Source organism: Curtobacterium sp. NPDC087082 (assembly GCF_044745045.1).
Classification (GTDB): domain Bacteria; phylum Actinomycetota; class Actinomycetes; order Actinomycetales; family Microbacteriaceae; genus Curtobacterium.
On record NZ_JBIUZN010000001.1, the window covers coordinates 712,599 to 731,946 of the forward strand.

The window sequence follows — 19,348 nt, forward strand, 5'->3', positions numbered from 1 at the left end:
CGCGGGGCGCGGGGCGCGGGGTGCGGGCGCGGGAACACGGCGGCGCGGCGCAGCTTCGCGGGTTCGCCGAGCGGGCACGACTCGCCGCCGGTTCGTCGTCGAGCGGGCAGAACAGGCCGGGTGTGCGGGCCGAATGTGACGTTTTTCGCCCGCTCGGGGCCGCCCCGGCCCGCGGCAACGCCGCCCGGCGCGCGGCAGCGCCGCCCCCGCACGGTGCGAGGACGGCGCCGCGCGGCGGCGCCGACCGTCAGCCCTTCAGCGCGCCGGACGACAGCCCGGCGACGTAGAACCGCTGCAGCCCGACGTACAGCGCGATGCACGGGATCATCGCCACGACCGACCCCGCCACGAGGTTCCCGTACGACACCTGCCCGTACGCCCCGGTCTGCAGGTTGAGCAGCGCGACGGGCAGCGTGTAGAGCGAGTCCTTCGTGAGGAAGGTCAGCGCCCCGAGGAACTCCGTCCACGACGCCAGGAACGCGTAGAGCGCGGCCGTCGCGGCACCGGGCAGGAGCAGCGGCCGCAGCACCGACACGACGACCCGGAAGCGCGAGGCGCCGTCGACGAACGCCGAGTCCTCGAGCTCCGTCGGGATCGACTCGAACGCGTTCCGCATCACGAACACCCCGAACGGTAGGTTCACCGTCGTGTAGAAGAGCACGAGCCCGAGCAGTGAGTTCGTGAGCTTCATCGCGTTCATCTCGAGGTAGAGCGGCGTGAGGATCGCCTGGAACGGCACCATCATCGTCAGCAGCACCAGTCCGAAGACGACGCCGGAACCGCGGAACCGGAATCGCGCGAACCCGTACCCGGCCATCGTCGCGATCACGGCGGTCAGGACGGCCGTGGCGATCGACACGACGAGCGAGTTCACGACGCCGGTGAGCAGGTGCGACGAGGGGCTGAAGACCGCGGCGAAGTTCTGCCAGCCGAGCTGGAAGAACGTCGCCGGGTCGGCCGCCTGCGTGATGACGGCCTCGGACTGGAAGGCCCGCAGGATCGACCAGATGAGCGGGACGCCGAACACCAGCGTCGCGCCGACCCCGGCGATGACGTACAGCGTGCGCTTCACGGCGGTGTCGCGCGGGTGGCGCACGCTGCCCTGGTGGCGGCGACGGCGGCCTCCGTCGCCGGAGGTGGTGAGCGTGCGGGTGGACAGGTCCGGGGCCGCGAGGCCCGCACGGGAAGCGGTGGTGCTCATGGCTCAGTCCTTCTCTCGCAGTGCCCAGAACTGGAACACGGTGACGGCGGCGATGACGACGACGAGGGCGATCGACTCGGCGGTCGCTGCGCCGAGCTGCAGGTTCACGAAGCCGCGGTTGTAGATCGCGTTGACGATCGTCGTGGTCTCCGTGCCCGGCCCGCCCTGGGTCAGGATGTAGAACTGGTTGAACGCGAGCAGTGACCCGATGACCGAGATGATCGCGCTGAGGGCGAGCGTGGAGCGGATCATCGGCATCGTGATGAGGCGTTCGGTCTGCCACCACGAGGCCCCTTCGAGCTGGGCGGACTCGTACACCTCGTCGGGGATGCCCTGCATGGCGGACATCACGAGCACCATCGTCAGCCCGGACACCGCCCAGACGACGAGCACGCAGATGAGCAGCGTCGCGAGCGGGCCGTTCACGAGCCACGCCGTGCTGCCGTCGGTGATCCCGAGCCAGCGCAGCACCATGTTCACCGCGCCGGAGTTCGGTTGCGCCTCGAGCACGAGCATGAACGACAGCGTGGTCAGCCCGACGACGTACGGCAGGAAGAACACCGTGCGCAGGAAGGTCGACCCGCGCCGTCGGGCCCGGATGAGCACGGCGAGGAAGTACCCGAGCGCCAGGATCGGCACCGTCACGATCGCCGTGTAGAGCAGCGTGTACCCGATGGCGTGCACGAACGTCGGGTCCTGGAACAGCGTCAGGTAGTTCTGCAGTCCGATGAACCGGTACGGGCCGATCAGGGGCCAGTTCGTGAACGAGATGTAGAGCGCGAACACCAGCGGCGCGAGGACGAACACCGCGACGAACACGATCGCCGGGGTGACGAGCACGGCGCCGGTGCGCGGCGGGTGCGTGAGCGAGTTCCGGGACGGACCCGGGCGGCTGACGCCACGGCCGACGGTCGGACGGCCGGCGCCGGTCCGTCGGTTGGAGACGGTGGTCATGTCTGCACCTCTCTGTGCAACGAGCGAACGAGCGAACGAGCGAGCGAGCGAACGAACGAACGAACGGTCGCTCAGGCCTGGACCTGGTCGAGGATGCGGGTGTAGTCCGACTGCGCCGTCTTCATGGCCGCAGCGGCCCCCGAGCCGAACACCGCCTCGCGGAACATCGCGAAGTACGGCGACGAGGGCTGGTTGACGAGCAGGTTGTACGCGAGCGTCTGCGGCGCGTACCCCTTCTCGATCGCGTCGAGCGGGCCGAACGCGAGCGGGTACTTCTTCCGGTAGGCGGGTGTCGCGGCGTCGGACCGGGTCGGGAAGTACCCGCCGTCCGGCAGCGCCTGCTGTTGCTGCAGACCGTTCGCGTACTGCATGAACGCCCAGCCCCCGGACGGGTTCGCCGCCCCGTTCGGGATGCACATGTTGTCGCCGCCGTCGAAGAACGACCGCTTGCCGTCCCACGACGGGATGAGCACCGTCTGCATCTTCGCGCGCATCGCCTTCGTCGCGGCGGGCACGGTCGCACCGTACGAGGTCGGGAAGATGCCGACCTTGCCGGCCCGGAAGTCGGCGCCCCACGTGGTCCCGGCGTCCGCGTAGGTCGCCTTCGACAGCACGCCGTCCTTCCACAGCTGCCGGTAGAACTCGAGCATGCGTTCGAGCGCCTCGTTGCCGGTGATGTTCGCCGTCTGCTTGCCGACCTCGCCGGACATCATGTCGACGCCGGTGGCCCAGACGTGCGGCTGCGTGACGAACCCGATGATGCCGGCGGCGTTGCCCGAGATCGACCACCCGTACACGTCGTCGCCGGTCTTCCGGATCGCCTTCGCGGCGGCGAGCAGTGAGTCGAGGTCCTTCGTCGCGTCCTCGACGTCGAGGCCGGCCCGGTCGAACAGCTCGGTGTTGACGAACAACTGCGAGTTGTCCGCCAGGTACGGCAGCCCGTAGTACCGGTCGCGGTACTCGAGCAGCCGGAGGTGGCCGGGCGAGATCGCGTCGAAGTAGTCGAGCCCCTTCACGACGTCGGTGAGGTCGGCGAACGCCTCGCGGAAGATGAACAGCTGCGAGTTGATGTCGTCGATGTCCACGACGTCCGGCGGCTCACCACCACGGATCGCGGTCGCGAGCTTCGTCACGTACTGCCCGTCCGGCACCGGCGTCAGCTCGACCTGCAGCTTCGGGTTCGCCTTGTTGAACCCGGCGACCGCCGCCGTCAGTCCGGCCTGCGTCGCGGAGCGGCACCAGACGTGCACGGTGCCGGTCGCGTTCCGGCCGAAGCTCGCGACGCGCGCGTCGACCTTCGGCAGGGTGCCGGAGCACCCCGCCAGGGCGAGGGCCGCCCCGCCGGCGAGACCGCCGGCGAGGAACGCTCTGCGGTCCATCGTGTCACCGCGCCAGCGGGAGCCAGACGCGCATCGGCGCGGCTCCGCGGTTCGCCCAGGCGTAGTACGGGACCGCGGTGGCGGTGACGTCCTGGAGGCGCGTGGCGGCCGCCGTGGACCCGGCCGCGTCGTCGACGCTGGTCGTCGCACCTGCGTGATCCGTTCCTCCTGGACCGTCCAGTCGGCGGTACGGCCACGCTGCCTGCGCGTGCTCGGCCGGGGCGTGTCCGGCGACGCGCAGCGTGACGACGCCGTCGAGGAGCCCGTCCTGGCGCTCCTCGGTGATCGGCGCGTCGGCGTCGACCGTCAGGTCGTCGACCGTGAAGCCCTGCTGGTCCGCCTGCTCGACCGCGTACACGAGCGGTCCGCGCTCGATGGCGACCTGCCCGCGTGCGGCGTCGATCCGGGCGTCGGCGACGTACCGGTGCGGCGTCGTGTCGAAGACGAGCTCGACGGTGTCGCCGGCCGTCCACTCGCGGTCGATGACGTGCAGCGTGCCCGCGGCGGGGCTGGCCGTGCCGTCCGGACCCTGCACCGTCGTGGTGTCCGACCACGACGGGATCCGCAGGCCGAGGGCGAGCGGGCCGTCCTCGGTGACGGTGACGACCACGCGGCCGTCGTGCGGGTACCCGGTCTCGACGTCGACCGGGCCGAGCGAGGCCGTGGCGTACTGGTGCAGCTGGAGGCCGCCGTCGGTCGCGGTGGCGAGGTAGCCGTCGAGGCTCGCGAACGTCCGCATGATGTTCGGCGGGCAGCAGGCGCAGTCGAACCAGCCGCGGCGGCCGTGCGCGGGGGAGCGGTTCTCGTCCTGGTGCGCGTGGTCACGCTGCTGCAGCGGGTTGACGTAGAAGTACTCGGTGCCGGCGAGGCTCACGCCCGCGAGGAACGCGTTGTACAGCAGGCGCTCGATCGCGTCGGCGTACACGGGCTTCCCGGTCGCGAGGAGCAGGCGCCAGGCCCACTGGATCCCGCCGATGGCCGCGCAGGTCTCGGCGTACCCGCGGTCGGTCGGGAGTTCGTACGGGTCGCCGAACGCCTCCCAGTCCCAGCGCGCACCGAGGCCGCCGGTGATGAACGCCTTCGTGGCCATCATGTCCGCGAACTGCGTCTCGCTCGCGGTCAGGAGCTCGGTGTCGCCGGTCTCGATCGCGACGTCCACGGCGCCGGCTGCGAGGTACACGGCGCGGACCGCGTGGCCCTCGACGGTCGTCGCCTGCCGGCTCGGGACCCGGTCGGAGAAGTACGTCGGCTCGCCGCCGGCGCGCTCGATGATGCCGGTGCCCCGGGCGTCGACGAACCAGTGCGCGAGGTCGAGGTACTCGCGGGTGCCGGTCTCGCGGTAGAGCTCCACGAGGCCCATCTCGACCACCGGGTGGCCGTCGACGTCGCGGACCTTGCCGGGGCCGTCGCCGAACGTGCGGACGAGGTGGTCCGCGTTCTTGATCGCGACGTCGAGCAGCCCGGTGTCGCCGGTCGCGCGGTGCTGTGCCACGGCCGCCTGGTACAGGTGTCCGGCGCAGTACATCTCGTGGCTCCACTTGAGGTCCGTGTACCGCTCGCCCTTCCCGCGGATCTGCTGCACCGAGTCGAGGTAGCCGTCGTCGGCCTGCGCCCGGGCGTACAGGGCGGTGACCTCGCGCTGGAGTTCCAGCAGGTCATCGGCGGGGGCTCGGCCGTACTCCCACGCCACCGCCTCGAGCCACTTCGTGACGTCGGAGTCCATGAAGATCGGGCCGGTCGCGTCGCCCTCCTCGAGACCGGCGGCGATGCGGAGGTTCCGGAAGTTCCCGGCAGCCTCGAGCAGGGCGTACCCGCCGCGGACCGCGTCGCGGCCGTTCCGCTCCTGTCGGAGGGCCCAGAAGCCGCCCGTGATCCGGGCGTCGCCCGTGGGCAGCGGTCGAAGCGTCAGGTGCGCGTCCGCGGTCGGGAAGACCGGGGTCGCGGTGTGCGCGCGGCTGTCGGTCGCGAGCGTGGTGGTCATGTCGCCTCCTTGCGATGTGACTCAGGCCGGGTCCGGTTCCGTGCTGGTTCCGGAAAACGGTTTCTGCGGAGGACGTTACGACACGACCTGGAGGCGCGCAAGGGCGTCTTCTCACATCGTGCGTATAGTCATGGTCAGTTTCCCGCATCCGGAAAGGGGTTTGCCGTGACACTGGAGCGCGCTGGGCGGACCGTCCGGATCACCGACGTGGCGGCGCTCGCCGGCGTGTCGATCGGCACCGCCTCGAAGGCACTGAACGGCACCGGGCAGCTCCGGGAGTCGACGCGCGCGCGGGTGAAGGACGCCGCCGAGAAGCTCGGGTTCGTCGGCGACGCCCGGGCCCGCGCGCTCTCCTCGGGACGGACCTACACGGTGGGCATGATCACGACGGACTCGTTCGGCCGGTTCTCGATCCCGGTGCTCCTCGGCGCTGAGGACGCCCTCTCCGCCGGGCAGATGGCCGTGCTGCTGTGCGACACCCGCGACGACCACGTCCGCGAGGCCCACTACCTCCGCTCGCTCGCCGCCCGCGGGGTCGACGGCATCATCGTGACCGGCCGTTCCGCCGACGCCCGGCCGCCGATCGACGTGCCGATCCCGGTCGTGTACGCGTTCACGCCCTCGACCGACCCGGACGACGTGTCGGTCACGCTCGACGACGCCGCCGGGTCGGCGGCCGTCGCCGCGCACGTGCTGTCGACCGGGCGACGGCGGGTGGCGATCGTCACGGGGCCCGAGCGGCACCGGTCGGCGGTCCGGCGTGTGTCCGGGGCCACCGAGGTGCTCGGTGCGAGCCTCGTGGCCGAACCGCTGTACGGCGAGTGGTCGGAGCGGTGGGGGCGGCAGGCGGTGGACGTGCTGGCTCGGGGCGTGGGGCTCGCGTCGGCAGGGACCGGGGCCGGGGTGGCGTCGGGGTCGGGTGCGCTCGGCGTGGACGCGATCGTCTGCGGCAGCGACCAGATCGCGCGGGGCGTGTGCGACCGGCTGCGGGAGCTCGGGCTGTCGGTGCCGGACGACGTCGCGGTCGCCGGGTTCGACGACTGGGACGTGATGGCGCTCGCGAGCCGGCCGCCGCTGACCACGGTGGACCTGCGCCTCGAGGAGCTCGGGCGCGTTGCTGGTCGGGCGCTGCTCGACCTCATCGACGGGGGCGCTGCGGCGTCCGCGACCGTGACCCCGGCCCTGGTCGTCCGCGAGAGCACCGTCGGCGCGTAGGACCCGCGCGGGTCCGCGTGCCGAGGTCGCACGACTCGCCGTGGCCTGGTCGGTCAGGTCGCACGACGTGCCGTTCGGGGCGGCGGCGAGCGGCAGTTCGTGCGACCTCGCCGAGCGCGGGCGGGCGGCGGCGGGCGGCAGTTCGTGCGACCTCGCCGAGCGCGGGCGGGCGGCGGCGGGTGGCGGCGAGCGGCGGTTCGTGCGACCTGGGCGGGCGCGGGCGTGGCGGCGTTGCGGGAGTGAGCGCTCACGTGCCAGGATGTGAGCGCTCACGGAGGACGACGAGGTTCTGGAGGAACGCATGGGCGACGACCGCAGGCAGCAGGTCGTGGACGGCCGCACCACGCTGGGGATCGAGCTCGGTTCCACCCGCATCAAGGCGTGCCTCGTGGACGAGGACCTCGTCCCCGTCGCCGCGGGCGCCCACGAGTGGGAGAACGAGTTCGTCGACGGGCGCTGGACGTACTCGCTCGAGGCCGTCGAGACCGGACTCCGCGCGGCCTACGCCGCCCTCGTGGCCGATGTGGAGGCCCAGTACGGCGTCACCCCGACGACCTACCGCGCCGCCGGCGTGAGCGCGATGATGCACGGCTACCTCGCGTTCGACGCCGCGGGCGAGCTGCTCGTGCCGTTCCGCACCTGGCGCAACACCTCGACCGGCCCCGCCGCCGAACGACTCAGCGATGCCCTCGGGTTCAACATCCCGCTGCGCTGGTCCATCGCGCACCTGTACCAGGCCGTCCTCGACGACGAGCCGCACGTCGCCGACCTCGCGAGCGTCACGACCCTCGCCGGGTACGTGCACCGACGGCTCACGGGGCGGGACGTGCTCGGCGTCGGTGATGCGAGCGGTGTCTTCCCGATCGACAGCACCCCGGCGGACAGCGGACCGGGCGACCCGGGCACGCGCGACTACGACGGCGCGATGCTCCGGACGGCCGAGGACCAGATCGGGGTCGGGGACCTCCGGGCGCTCCTGCCCGAGGTGCTCGTCGCCGGGGACGACGCGGGAGCCCTCACCCCCGAGGGCGCCGCGTGGCTCGACCCCTCCCGCACCCTGCTCCCCGGCGTTCCCCTCTGCCCGCCCGAGGGCGACGCCGGCACGGGCATGGTCGCGACGAACGCCGTCGCACCACGCACGGGCAACGTCAGCGTCGGCACGAGCATCTTCGCGATGGTCGTGCTGGAGCACCCGCTCTCGACCCCGCACGAGGAGCTCGATGTCGTCACCACGCCCTCCGGGGACGCCGTCGCGATGGTGCACTGCAACAACGGTGCGAGCGAGATCGCGAGCTGGGCGCGCGTGTTCGGCCGGTTCGCCGAGGCCGCGAGCGAGCGCACCGGCAGCACGGCACCGGACATCGACACCGTCTACGCGACGCTGTTGGCCGAGGCCGAGCACGCGGACCCCGACGCCGGCGGCCTGCTCTCCTTCAACTACCTCGCCGGGGAGCCGGTCACGCACGTCGAGGACGGCCGCCCCCTGTTGCTCCGGACCCCGGACGCACGCTTCACGCTCGGCAACCTCGTGCGCTCCGAGGTGCACGGCGCCTTCGCCACCCTCGCGATCGGCATGGACGTCCTGCACGGCGAGGAGGTCCAGGTCGACCGGATGACGGCCCACGGCGGGCTCTTCCGGACGCCCGGCGCACCGCAACGCCTGCTCGCAGCCGCCCTCCGCGTGCCCGTCGCGCTCGAGGAGACTGCGGGCGAGGGCGGTGCGTGGGGGATCGCGGTGCTCGCCGCCTACCTCGAGCACACCGACCAGCACCTGGCGGACTTCCTCGCCGACACGGTGTTCGGGGGTGACGCCGTGCACGTGGCCGAGCCCGAGCCGGCCGACGTCGACGGGTTCCAGACGTACCTCGAGCGCTACCGGCGGGCACTGCCCGTCCAGGACGTCGCCGCCGCCGCGACCCGCCCCGAAGCGACCCCCGCAAGCACCGACACCAGCGCCAGCGCGACCACCCCCGGAGCCGAGCCGACGACGGCAGGCGAGCCGCGCCTCCAGGCCGAGAAGGAGCCGACCCGATGACCACCGACACCCAGCAGGCCGTCGCCGCCACCCGCGAACGCGTCGCCCGCCTGCACGGCGAACTCGTCCGCTACGGCCTCGTGATCTGGACCGGCGGCAACGTCTCCGAGCGGGTGCCGGGCACGGACCTCTTCGTCATCAAGCCGAGCGGCGTGTCCAGCGACGACCTGACCCCCGGGAACCAGGTCGTCTGCACGCTCGACGGGGTGCCGGCCGACGGCTGGGACAACAGCCACGGGCCGAGCTCCGACACCGCCGCGCACGCCTACGTCTACCGGAACATGCCGGAGGTCGGCGGCGTCGTGCACACCCACTCGACGTACGCGACGGCGTGGGCGGCACGGGCGGAGCCCATCCCGTGCGTCATCACCGCGATGGCGGACGAGTTCGGCGGACCGATCCCGGTCGGGCCGTTCGCGATCATCGGCGACGACTCGATCGGACACGGCATCGTCGAGACCCTCGCCGGCCACCGCTCGCGTGCGGTGCTCATGCAGAACCACGGCGTCTTCACGATCGGCCGCGACGCGAAGGACGCCGTGAAGGCCGCCGTGATGTGCGAGGACGTCGCCCGGACCGTGCACATCGCGAAGCAGGGCGGGGACGTCGTCCCGATCGCCGAAGCAGACATCGACCGACTCTTCGATCGCTACCAGAACGTCTACGGACAGACCCCCGAAGGAGCACTCCAGTGACCCACGACACCGCGACGCACGTCGTCGACCCCGCCGAGACGTTGGCGGGCTACGAGGTCTGGTTCCTCACCGGGTCCCAGGGGCTGTACGGCGAGGAGACTCTGCGCCAGGTGGAGTCGCAGAGCAAGCACGTGCACGAGACGCTGGCACCGCACGTGCCGGTGAAGCTCGTCTGGAAGCCCGTGCTCAAGGACGCCGACGGCATCCGGCGCGCCCTCATCGAGGCCAGCGCGGACGACAAGGTCATCGGTGTGACGACGTGGATGCACACGTTCAGCCCCGCGAAGATGTGGATCGGCGGCCTGCAGGCGCTCACGAAGCCGCTGCTGCACCTGCACACCCAGGCGAACGTCACACTGCCCTGGGCGGACATCGACTTCGACTTCATGAACCTCAACCAGGCAGCGCACGGTGACCGGGAGTTCGGGTACGCCCTGGCGCGCCTCGGCGTCCGGCACGCCACCGCCGTCGGGCACGTCTCGGACCCCCGCGTCCAGCAGCGGGTCGCGAACTGGACCCGCGCCGCCGCCGGTGCCGCGGCCGTGCGGGAGCTCAAGCTCACCCGGTTCGGCGACAACATGCGGTACGTCGCGGTCACCGAGGGTGACAAGACCGAGGCGGAGATCGAGCTCGGCGTGCAGGTGAACACCTGGGCCGTCAACGAGCTGGCCGAGGCGGTCGCCTCGGCGGAAGCCGACACGGCAGCGGTCGATGCGCTCGTCGCGACCTACCAGCAGGACTACGACGTCGACCCGTCGCTCCGTGACGACGGTGACCGCCACCAGTCCCTCCGCGACGGTGCCGCCATCGAGATCGGCCTCCGTACCCTGCTCGCGCAGAACGGGTCCGCCGCCTTCACCACCAACTTCGAGGACCTCGGCACGCTCAAGCAGCTGCCCGGCCTCGCCGTGCAGCGCCTGATGGCCGACGGGTACGGCTTCGGTGCCGAGGGCGACTGGAAGACCGCCGTCCTCGTCCGTGCGATGAACGTCGCCGGCGCCGGCCTCCCCGGTGGCGCGTCGCTCATGGAGGACTACACGTACGACCTCACGCCGGGTGCCGAGAAGATCCTCGGCGCGCACATGCTCGAGGTCTCGCCGACCCTCACCACCACGAAGCCGACGCTCGAGATCCACCCGCTCGGCATCGGCGGCAAGGACGACCCGGTGCGCCTGGTCTTCACCGCCGACGCCGGCGAGGCCGTCGTGGTCGCCCTCTCCGACACCCGCGACGGCTTCCGCCTCACGGCGAACGTCGTGGACGTCGTGCCGCCGACCGCCGCGTTGCCGAAGCTGCCCGTCGGTCGCGCCGTCTGGGAGCCGCGCCCGTCGTTCCCCGTCGCCGCCGAGGCCTGGCTCACCGCCGGCGCCGCCCACCACACCGTCATGACGACGGCCGTCGGCCTGCAGGTGGTCGAGGACTTCGCGACCATGGTCGGCACGGAGTTCCTCGTCATCGACGAGCACACCACCGAGCGCGGGTTCCGCGACGAGCTGCGCCTCCAGCAGACGTGGCACCGTCTCGACCGGGGGTTCTAGGCTCGTGACCGTGAGCGCGACGACGCGGACGAACTGGGCGGGCAACGTCACCTACCGGGCGTCCGGCCTGGCGCGCCCGACGTCGGTCGACGAGCTGCAGCAGCTCGTCGCGTCGACGCCGCGCCTGACGGCGCTCGGGTCACGGCACTCGTTCAACACGATCGCCGACACCGACGCGCTCCAGGTGTCGCTGGCGGACCTGCCGCCGGTGCTCGACATCGACGAGGACCGGCGGGTCGTGCGCGTCGCCGCCGGCATGATCCACAGCCAGGTGGCCGCGGGCCTGGAGGCGCGGGGCTGGGCACTCGCGAACCTCGCCTCCCTGCCGCACATCTCCACCGCCGGCGCGGTCGCCACCGGCACGCACGGCTCCGGCGTCCGCAACCCGTCGCTCGCGCAGGCTGTGGTCGGTCTCGAGATCGTCCGTGCTTCCGGAGACCTGGCGTTCGTCGATGCGTCGACACCGGACGGTTCCCTCGACGCGCACCGGGTGGCGCTCGGCGCGCTCGGTGTCGTCACCGCGGTCGAGCTCGCGATCGAGCCCACCTTCCAGGTCGCCACGACCGTGCACCTCGACCTGCCGTGGGACGCCGTCGCGGAGCACTTCGACGAGGTCGTGTCGGACGTGTACTCGGTGTCGCTGTTCACCTCGTTCGACGACCGCGGAGCCCGGCAGGTCTGGGTCAAGCACCGCGTGGGCGAACCGGCACCGGCCGTCGACCTCGTCGCGCTCGGCGCCCGTCCCGCCGACGGTCCGGTGCACCCGGGGGAGAACGACCCCGCCGGCGTCACCGAGCAGGGCGGCGTGCCGGGGCCCTGGTCCGAGCGACTCCCGCACTTCCGGTCCTCGTTCACGCCGTCGACCGGGGCGGAGATCCAGGCGGAGTACCTGCTGCCGGCCGGTTCCGCGGTCGACGCACTGCAGGCACTCCGACCCCTGGAGTCGCTGTTCGCGCCGATCCTCATCGCGGCCGAGGTCCGGACGATCGCCGCCGACACCGCGTGGCTCGCACCGTCCTCGGAGCGGCAGTCGGTCGGCATCCACTTCACGTTCCGGCGGGACGTGAGCGCGGTGGCAGCCGCGGTGGAGCGGATCGAGGACGTCCTCGCGCCGTTCGACGCCCGCCCGCACTGGGGGAAGGTGTCGGCGGCTAGCTCCGAGCGGCTGCACGAGGTGTACCCGCGGCTGTCCGACTTCGCGGCGCTCGCCCGTGACCTCGACCCGACCGGACGGTTCCGGAACGCGTTCCTCGCGCGCATCCTGAACTGACCGGGGTCGGCGCTCCCAGGGGCTTCGGATGACATCTCCGGCCGATCCACCGGGGCGTTCCTGAGTGCTCACATGTGCGATCACAAAGGTTGGGGCATGGCGAACCTCAACCGCATCATCGGCATGGCCGGCAAGGTCATCGACAAGCAGCTCCAGAAGCGCGGGCAGGCGGGACCCGCGGCCGGCGCCGGGCAGCAGCAGGGCGGGACGGACTGGCGCGGCATCGTCCGGAGCGCGGCGGACAAGCTGACCGGGGACGACCGGAACCAGCAGGCGCAGCACGGGCACCAGCAGCCGTACGGGCAGCAGCAGCCGTACGGCCAGGCGCCCGGCCAGCAGCAGCCGTACGGCCAGGCGCCCGGCCAGCAGCAGCACGGCCACCAGCAGCACGGGGCCGCCGACTCCGACCAGGTCGCGATCGCCAAGTACGACTACCTGCTGCGGACCGCCCCGCCGGAGCAGCTCGAGCAGGTCCACCACGACGCCTTCGCCCGGCTCACCCCCGCGCAGCGCCAGCAGATCCGCAACCGCCTGAACTCCGAGCTGCCGCCGCACGAGCACCTCCGCGACGACTCCGCCGGTGGGATGGCCCGCGCGATGACCCGCGGCGAGGTCGCTCGGCCCGGACTCGTCCGACGCGTCCTGGGCGGCGGCGGATCGGCGGGGCGCGGCCGCGGTGGAGCGTTCGCCGGCGGGGCAGCGGTCGGCGCCGGTGCGATGGCGCTCGGCGGTCTGGGTGCGGCGGTCGCCGGTGGTGCGGTGCTCAGCGCGGCCGCGGGGCCGGTGCTGGCCGAGGCCGCGAACCTCGGCGTCGACTTCGAGGGCATCGCCGCCGGGATCGGCGACCTCGGACTCGGGGACCTCGGCGGTGGTGTCGAGGGACTCGCGGGCGAGGGCGAGCAGCTGCTCGGTGGGCTCGGCGAGCAGGCGTCGAACCTCGGCAACGACTTCCTCGGCGGGCTGTTCGACCGCTGATCGGGTGGTCAGCGGTGACCGTTCTGGTTCGCGATTCCCGGGGATCGCGAACCAGGACGGTCACTCGCCCAGAAGACCGCGCGGACCCGGTTGCGCAGCGGTTCGATCGGTGATGCCCGAGGAGGGTCCTCCCGGGCCGGCTGCCCGCAGCACGACGCATCGGGAATAGACGGTGGTCGCACGGCGATTGGACCGTTACGCCGTGCGACGTCGGCCGTGCCCGGGATTCGGACACCGTCCGATCGCGGTGTCAGGATGGACGACGCCCCGACAGCCCGACGCCCCGACACACGGAGCCTGCACCGGCTCCGGAGCGCGGCGACACGTCACGGCCACCCCACGGCTGCGCACCACCACTTCCCCACGAGGAGCACCACCGTCATGAGACGCCCGAACCGCCTGACCATCACCGCTGCGGTCGCCGCAGCTGCAGCCCTGGTCCTCACCGGCTGCTCGGGCGGGGGTGCCTCGGACGACGCCTCTGGCGGAACGTCCAAGGGCGGCACGCTCAACATCCTGACGACGGCCACCGCGGTGCACCTCGACCCGGCGACCAGCCAGAACCTCAACATCACGACGCTCGGCCTCGTGCTCCGTCGTCTCACCGCGTGGGACGTCGAGCCCGGCAAGACGGCCAAGGTCGTCCCGGACCTCGCGACGAACACCGGCGACTCGAGCGACGGCGGCAAGACCTGGACCTACCACCTCAAGAAGGGGCTGAAGTTCCAGGACGGCACCGAGATCACCACGAAGGACATCAAGTGGGGCATCGAGCGCTCGTTCGCGCCGACGCTCACCGGTGGCCTGAGCTACCACAAGTCGCTCCTCGTCGGCGGTGACAGCTACAAGGGTCCGTTCGACGGCAAGACCCTCGACAGCATCGAGACCCCGGACGACTCGACGATCGTCTTCAAGCTCAACGCGGCGTACGGCGACTGGCCGTGGATCGTGTCGATGCCCGCGTTCGCCCCGGTCCCCGAGGGCGACGGCACCGACACCGGTGCGTACGACGCCAAGCCCGTCGCCTCCGGCCCCTACGAGGTGCAGTCCAACACGCAGGGCTCGCAGATCACCCTCGTGCGGAACGAGGAGTGGAGCGCGAAGACCGACGACGTCCGCACCGCCGGCCCGTCGAAGGTCGTGTTCAAGGAGAGCCAGGACCCGTCGACCGTCACCCAGACGCTCATCGCCGACAACGGTGACGCGAAGGACTCGTTCGGCGCGACGTACCTCGGTGCTGCCGAGCTGAACCAGGTCCGCTCGAACCCGGCCGCCCAGGACCGCCTCGCCACCTCGAAGGCCGGCCCGATCAACTACCTCGCGATCAACACGCAGAAGGTGTCGCTCAAGGAGCTCAAGGTCCGGCAGGCGCTGCAGTACGCCGTCGACAAGAAGTCGTACCGGATCGCCGCCGGTGGTGCCCTCGCCGGCTCCTACGCGACGACGCTCATCACGCCCGGCATCGCGGGGCGCCAGCAGTACGACCTGTACGAGCCCGGTGCCACCGGTGACGTGGCCAAGGCGAAGAAGCTCCTGCAGGAAGCGGGTGTCTCGGACCTCAAGCTGACCCTGGTCACGCAGAACGACTCGGCGAACCTCGCCGAGGCGCAGGCGATCCAGGCCGGCCTCAAGCGCGCGGGCATCACCGTGACGCTCAAGCCGCTCGACATCGACTCGTTCTACACGGCGACGACGGACGGCGACGACTTCGACCTCGCGATGTTCAGCTGGCAGCCGGACTTCCCGAGCGCGAACGCCAACATCCAGCCGCTGTACGACTCGTCGCAGATCGGTGGGGGCGGCTACAACGTCTCGAAGTACAGCAACCCCGAGGTCGACGCCCTGATCAAGCAGGCGACGGGCACCATCGACCAGCAGGATGCGCAGAAGCTCTGGGCCGAGGCGGACAAGAAGATCATGGCCGATGCCCCGATCGTCCCGCTCACCTACGCGAAGCAGTCCTTCCTCGCCGGTTCGAACGTGCAGAACTTCCAGATCGCGGACTTCCCGGCGTACCCGAACTACCTCAAGGTCTCGCTCGCCAAGTGAGTGCACCGCTGCTCGAGGTCGAGGGGCTCCACGTCGCGTTCGGCGACGCGGAGCCCGTCGTCCGTGACGTCTCCTTCACCCTGACGCCCGGCCGCGTGCTCGCCCTCGTCGGCGAGTCCGGCTCGGGCAAGTCCGTCAGCGCGATGAGCGTGCTCGGCCTGCTCCCGCCGGAGGCCCGCGTCACCGGCAGCATCCGCTTCCGCGGCACGGAGCTCGTCGGGGCGTCGGACGACGAGCTCCGAGCGGTCCGCGGGGCCGGCATCGGCGTCGTGTTCCAGGAGCCGATGAACTCCTTCACCCCCGTGCTCTCGATCGGCACCCAGATCGCCGAGGCGATCACGGCCCACCCGACGGACCTCGACCGACGCGGTGTGTCCGCGCGGACCGACGAACTCCTCCGCGCGGCCGGGCTCCCGGACCCGCAGCGGATCCGGAAGGCCTACCCGCACGAGCTCTCCGGCGGCCAGCTCCAGCGCGCGATGATCGCGATGGCCCTCGCCGGTGACCCCGTCGCCCTCATCGCGGACGAGCCGACCACCGCGCTCGACGTCACGGTGCAGGCGGGCATCCTCGACCTGCTCCGCACGCTCGGTCGCGAGCGCGACCTCGCCGTGCTGCTCATCACGCACGACATGGGCGTGGTGGCGGACGTCGCCGACGAGGTGCTCGTGATGCGGCGCGGCGACCCGGTCGAGCACGGGACCGTCGCCGAGGTGTTCGCGCACCCGGACGCCGAGTACACGCGGGCACTCCTCGCGGCGGTACCGGCCCTGGAGGCGCGACCCACCTCCGCACCGCACGCTGCGGACGGTGCGACGGTCGCGTCCACCGCGCCGGCCGACGAGACGGAGACGAGCCGCGCCTCCCGGCCCCTCGTCGCGCAGCTGCGCGACGTAGCCGTGCGCTACGCGCGCCGTGGTGACCCGACCGTCTCCGGCATCGACCTGACGCTCCGCGCGGGCGAGACGCTGGGACTCGTGGGGGAGTCGGGGTCCGGGAAGTCCACCATCGGGCGTGCGCTCGCCGGTCTCGTGCCGGTGGTCGCGGGGGCCGTCGAGGTGGACGGCAGCGACCTCCGCACCGCTCGTGGTGCACGCCTGCGCGAGCTCCGCAGCCGGGTGGGCATCGTCTTCCAGGACCCCGCGTCCTCGCTCAACCCGCGACAGACCATTGGGTGGAGCATCGCCGAGCCGCTCCTCGTGCACGGCACGGCCTCGGCGGCGGACCGTGCCGAACGGGTCCGCGAGCTGCTCGTGGCGGTCCAGCTCGACCCGTCGTGGGCCGAGCGCTTCCCGCACCAGCTCTCCGGCGGGCAGCGGCAGCGCGTGGCGGTCGCCCGGGCCCTCGCGCTCCGGCCCGCGCTCGTGATCGCCGACGAACCGACCTCGGCGCTGGACGTCACCGTGCAGGCCGCCGTGCTCGACCTCCTCGCGGCGCTGCAGCAGGACTTCGGCTTCGGCATGCTCCTCATCAGCCACGACCTCGCCGTGGTGCGGCAGCTCGCCGACGAGGTGGTCGTGCTGCACGACGGCCGCGTGGTCGAGCGCGGCACGACCGACGCCGTGCTCGACGATCCGCAGCAGGACTACACGCGCATGCTCCTCGCGGCAGCGCCCGTCGCCGACCCGGCGCGACAGGCCGCCCGCCGCGAGGCCTGGCGCGCGTGGGAAGGGGTGGCCTCGTGACCGCCAACGTCGTCGACCGTCCGGTCGCGGCATCCGCGAACCGGAGCACCGGCTTCCGCGCCGTCGTCCGCCGCGTGCGTCAGGACCGCTGGGCGGTCGCGTCCGCGGTCGTCATCGTGGTGTTCGTCGTCGTGGCGCTCGCGGCGCCGCTCATCGCCGCCGTCACCGGCCAGGACCCGTACGGGTACCACATCGACGCGCTCAACTCGTTCGGCGCCCCGCGCGGGGTCGGCGGCGGGATCAGCGCCGAGCACTGGTTCGGGGTCGAGCCCCTGACCGGGCGCGACCTGTTCGCGATCGTCACCTACGGTGCCCGCACCTCGCTCGGCATCGGGATCGCCGCGACGATCGTCTCGATCGTCATCGGCGTGCTCGTCGGCGTGACGACCGGGTTCTTCGGCGGCTGGTACGACCGGGTGCTCTCCCGCGTCGTCGACGTCATCTTCGGCTTCCCGTCGCTCGTCTTCATGATCGCCCTGACCGCGATCGTCCCGACGTCGTTCCCGAAGCCCGTGCTCGTCGTCCTCGTCATCGGGTTCTTCGGGTGGCCCTCGGTCGCCCGTGTCGTGCGCGGGCAGACGCTGTCGCTCGTCACCCGGAACTACGTCGTCGCCTCCACCGCGATGGGCGCAGGGCGCTGGCACGTCATCCGGACGCAGCTGCTGCCGAACCTCGCCGCGACGATCACCGTCTACGCGACGATCTCGATCCCGTCGATGATCGGCGCCGAGGCCGCGCTGTCGTTCCTCGCCGTCGGCGTCACCCCGCCGACGCCGTCGTGGGGCCGCAGCATCGGTGACGCGATCGGCTGGGTGCAGACCGACCCGATGTACCTCGTGTTCCCGGGCTTGGCGCTGTTCCTCATCACCCTGGCGTTCAACGTGCTCGGCGACGCCCTGCGCGACGCCCTCGACCCGCGGAGGAGCAACCGGTGACCACCTTCCGCTTCATCGCGATCCGCGTGCTCGGCGCCGCAGTCGTCCTGCTCGTCGTGGCCGCGATCACCTACGCCCTGTTCATGCTGCTGCCGACGAACCCGGCGCGCGCGATCTGCGACAAGCCCTGCACGCCCGACCGGCTGCGCGAGGTGCAGGCGTTCCTCGGGACGGACAAGCCGTGGATCGCCCAGTTCGGGGCGTACCTCGCGGGCATCTTCACCGGGCGGACGTTCGGGTCCGGCGCCTCCGTCATCCACTGCGCGGCGCCCTGCTTCGGGTACTCGTTCCAGCTCCACGACAGCGTCACGAACCTCATCCTCACGCGCCTGCCCGTCACGGCGTCGATCGCCGTCGGTGCAGCCGTGCTCTGGCTCGTCGCCGGTGTGGCCGGTGGCGCGCTGTCGGCGCTGCGCCGAGGCACGTACGTCGACCGCACGGTCATGACGATCGCCGTCGCCGGGGTGTCCGCGCCGTCGTACCTCGTCGGGCTGCTGGCGATCCTGCTGTTCGGGTTCGTGCTCGGCGTCCTGCCCACCAGCGGCTACGTCGCGTTCGGGGACGATCCCGTCGGGTGGTTCACGCACCTCGTCCTGCCGTGGTGCGTGCTCGCCTTCATCAGTGCGGCGATCTACGCCCGGCTGACCCGGGGCGAGATGCTCGAGTCGATGTCGCAGGACTTCGTCCGGACCGCCCGCGCGAAGGGCCTCCGCGAACGCCAGGTCGTCGTGCGCCACGGGCTGCGGACGGCGATCCTCCCGGTCGTGACGCTGTTCGGGCTCGACCTCGGGTCGCTGCTCGGCGGTGCCGTCATCACCGAGAAGGTGTTCTCGATGCAGGGGCTCGGTGCGCTGCTCATCGACGCGGTGCACACGCTCGACCTGCAGGTCGTCGTGGGGTTCACGCTGTTCTCGGCACTGCTCATCGTCACGGCGAACGTCATCGTCGACGTCGTGTACGCGTTCGTCGACCCGCGGGTGCGCCGCCGGGCCTAGGGGGCGCGGCGCGGCCGGGCCGCAGCGTGCGAGGTTCCGCGCAGTGTGGGACGCTCGCGGCGTCCCACGGTGGCCGGGACCTCGCACACTGCGGGAGCGCCCTCGCACGGTGCGGGCGGGGGGTGAGTCGAGCGGACTCAGCCGTCGACCGGCTCGGCGGACCGTGCAGCCCGGACGACCTGCCAGACCGCGACGGCGACGAAGGCGGCCCCAGCGGCCCCGGCGATCCACGATCCGGCGACCCCGAGCACGGGTTCGGTCTCGCAGGCGCTCGTGCCCTGGCCGGGAGCGGCATCGGAGCAGCTGGTCACCTGGACCAGGACCAACCACAGCACCGTCACGGCCACGATGACTGCGACCGTGCTCCACCCCACCACTCGCTCCACGACCCGCTCCGTCCCCGACGTCATCAGTGACGACCAGGCTCGCACGGTCCGGGCG

The 19,348-nt window shown here is 71.9% G+C and carries 15 protein-coding genes; 10 read left to right on the forward strand and 5 right to left on the reverse strand.

The features are described from left to right. Positions 1-247: 247 nt before the first annotated feature. From ACIPEP_RS03405 to ACIPEP_RS03420, 4 genes are all read right to left on the reverse strand, one after another. Entirely contained in the window at positions 248-1,201 is a 954-nt protein-coding gene (locus ACIPEP_RS03405) for a carbohydrate ABC transporter permease (RefSeq protein WP_071295577.1), read from the reverse strand. 3 nt (positions 1,202-1,204) lie between these two features. Beyond that, a complete protein-coding gene (locus ACIPEP_RS03410) occupies positions 1,205-2,155 on the reverse strand; it encodes a carbohydrate ABC transporter permease (RefSeq protein WP_070418198.1) in 951 nt (316 codons plus the stop codon). A gap of 71 nt (positions 2,156-2,226) precedes the next feature. Next, complete coding sequence (locus ACIPEP_RS03415; RefSeq protein WP_070418199.1) at positions 2,227-3,534, reverse strand: sugar ABC transporter substrate-binding protein; 1,308 nt, start codon at positions 3,532-3,534, stop codon at positions 2,227-2,229. 4 nt (positions 3,535-3,538) lie between these two features. Then, positions 3,539-5,515 carry a glycoside hydrolase family 127 protein gene (locus ACIPEP_RS03420; RefSeq protein ID WP_402716500.1) on the reverse strand — a complete coding sequence of 659 codons (1,977 nt, stop codon included), beginning with the start codon at positions 5,513-5,515 and terminating at the stop codon, positions 3,539-3,541. A 165-nt stretch (positions 5,516-5,680) separates the two neighbouring features. Here ACIPEP_RS03420 and ACIPEP_RS03425 point away from each other — a divergent pair, with 165 nt between their 5' ends. From ACIPEP_RS03425 to ACIPEP_RS03470, 10 genes are all read left to right on the forward strand, one after another. Beyond that, positions 5,681-6,730 (forward strand): LacI family DNA-binding transcriptional regulator, encoded by a 1,050-nt coding sequence (locus ACIPEP_RS03425; RefSeq protein ID WP_402716501.1) that lies wholly within the window; start codon positions 5,681-5,683, stop codon positions 6,728-6,730. A 301-nt stretch (positions 6,731-7,031) separates the two neighbouring features. Further along, entirely contained in the window at positions 7,032-8,765 is a 1,734-nt protein-coding gene (locus ACIPEP_RS03430; protein WP_402716502.1) for a xylulokinase, read from the forward strand. Next, a complete protein-coding gene (locus tag ACIPEP_RS03435) occupies positions 8,762-9,460 on the forward strand; it encodes an L-ribulose-5-phosphate 4-epimerase (protein ID WP_402716503.1) in 699 nt (232 codons plus the stop codon). The genes ACIPEP_RS03430 and ACIPEP_RS03435 overlap by 4 nt, the downstream gene beginning before the upstream one ends. Beyond that, positions 9,457-10,998: an L-arabinose isomerase gene (gene araA, locus ACIPEP_RS03440; protein ID WP_402716504.1), complete on the forward strand. Its 1,542-nt coding sequence runs from the start codon at positions 9,457-9,459 to the stop codon at positions 10,996-10,998. The genes ACIPEP_RS03435 and araA overlap by 4 nt, the downstream gene beginning before the upstream one ends. Positions 10,999-11,008: 10 nt before the next feature. Then, positions 11,009-12,268, forward strand: a complete 1,260-nt coding sequence (locus ACIPEP_RS03445) for a D-arabinono-1,4-lactone oxidase (protein WP_402716505.1) — start codon at positions 11,009-11,011, stop codon at positions 12,266-12,268. A 96-nt stretch (positions 12,269-12,364) separates the two neighbouring features. Beyond that, a complete protein-coding gene (locus ACIPEP_RS03450) occupies positions 12,365-13,243 on the forward strand; it encodes a cation-transporting ATPase (protein ID WP_402716506.1) in 879 nt (292 codons plus the stop codon). 381 nt (positions 13,244-13,624) lie between these two features. After that, a complete protein-coding gene (locus ACIPEP_RS03455; protein ID WP_402716507.1) occupies positions 13,625-15,292 on the forward strand; it encodes an ABC transporter substrate-binding protein in 1,668 nt (555 codons plus the stop codon). Continuing rightward, entirely contained in the window at positions 15,289-16,977 is a 1,689-nt protein-coding gene (locus ACIPEP_RS03460; RefSeq protein WP_402716508.1) for a dipeptide ABC transporter ATP-binding protein, read from the forward strand. Before ACIPEP_RS03455 ends, ACIPEP_RS03460 begins: the two co-directional genes overlap by 4 nt. Next, the gene (locus tag ACIPEP_RS03465) at positions 16,974-17,912 is read left to right on the forward strand and encodes an ABC transporter permease (protein ID WP_402716509.1); all 939 of its coding nucleotides are present in this window, start codon (positions 16,974-16,976) and stop codon (positions 17,910-17,912) included. Before ACIPEP_RS03460 ends, ACIPEP_RS03465 begins: the two co-directional genes overlap by 4 nt. After that, positions 17,909-18,907, forward strand: coding sequence for an ABC transporter permease (locus tag ACIPEP_RS03470; protein ID WP_071295586.1), 999 nt, complete (start codon positions 17,909-17,911; stop codon positions 18,905-18,907). The genes ACIPEP_RS03465 and ACIPEP_RS03470 overlap by 4 nt, the downstream gene beginning before the upstream one ends. Positions 18,908-19,044: 137 nt before the next feature. On the opposite strand, the gene ACIPEP_RS03475 is transcribed toward ACIPEP_RS03470, so the two are convergent. Further along, positions 19,045-19,293 (reverse strand): hypothetical protein, encoded by a 249-nt coding sequence (locus ACIPEP_RS03475; protein WP_402716510.1) that lies wholly within the window; start codon positions 19,291-19,293, stop codon positions 19,045-19,047. Between the last annotated feature and the right edge of the window lie 55 nt (positions 19,294-19,348).